The 1,053-nt window shown below is 63.6% G+C and carries 1 protein-coding gene; it reads left to right on the top strand.

Going from position 1 to position 1,053, the window contains the following annotated elements; all coding sequences use genetic code 11:
• Nucleotides 1-792 (top strand): aconitase family protein (locus QZH66_RS15835; RefSeq protein ID WP_305806854.1); only part of this gene is annotated, 792 nt, incomplete at its 5' end.
• Nucleotides 793-1,053 lie beyond the last annotated feature (261 nt).

The following is a 1,053-nucleotide window of genomic DNA, read 5'->3' as shown; positions in this document are numbered from 1 at the left end:
GCCTCGGCCGAGCGTTCGGCGGCCGGTTGCGCGGTCAAGCTCGACAAGGCGCCGATCATCGAATACCTGACCAGCAACATCACGCTGCTGAAGTGGATGATTGCCGAGGGTTATGCCGATGCCCGCACCCTGGCGCGCCGCATCGAGAAGATGGAACAGTGGCTGGCCGACCCGCAGCTGCTGGAAGCCGATGCCGATGCCGAGTACGCCGCGGTCATCGAGATCGACCTGGCCGAAATCGTCGAGCCGATCGTGTGCTGCCCGAACGATCCGGACGATGCCAAGACCCTGTCCGACGTGGCCGGTGCGCAGATCGATGAAGTCTTCATCGGTTCGTGCATGACCAACATCGGCCACTTCCGCGCCGCGTCCAAGCTGCTCGAAGGCAAGCGCGACATCCCGGTCAAGCTGTGGATGGCGCCGCCGACCAAGATGGATGCGCAGCAGCTGAGCGAAGAAGGCCACTACGGCGTGTTCGGCGCCGCCGGCGCGCGCATGGAAATGCCCGGCTGCTCGCTGTGCATGGGCAACCAGGCGCAGGTCAAGGAAGGCGCCACGGTCATGTCGACCAGCACGCGCAACTTCCCCAACCGCCTGGGCAAGAACACCAACGTGTACCTGGGCTCGGCCGAACTCTCGGCGATCTGCTCCAAGCTCGGCCGCATCCCGACCAAGGCCGAGTACCTGGCCGACATCGGCGTGGTCAACCAGAACGGCGACAAGATCTACCAATACCTGAACTTCGACCAGATCACGGAGTACAAGGACGTGGCAGACGGCGTGGCTGCCTGATAAAACCAAGGCGCCATGAAAACCCCGCAGGCTGCAAGGCCTGCGGGGTTTTTTACTTCTGTATCGATAGCTGTTCGCGCTTTATGGGTAAGGGTTTGAGGCCGATTTGACTGTTATCTGACTCTACTCCAGCACCCGCGCCAGCAGCGCGCCGCTGGCCGGGGCCGCCAGCGGAATGCGCACGCGCAGCGGGCTGCCGGACGCCACGCCGATGTTCTGGCCATCGAGGTCCTTCATCTCGGTCAGGCGCAGCGTCCGGTT

This window comes from Stenotrophomonas sp. YIM B06876 (genome assembly GCF_030711595.1).
Taxonomy (GTDB): domain Bacteria; phylum Pseudomonadota; class Gammaproteobacteria; order Xanthomonadales; family Xanthomonadaceae; genus Stenotrophomonas.
The sequence above is the reverse complement of the archived record's forward strand: the minus strand, read 5'-3'. Positions and strand labels throughout refer to the sequence as shown.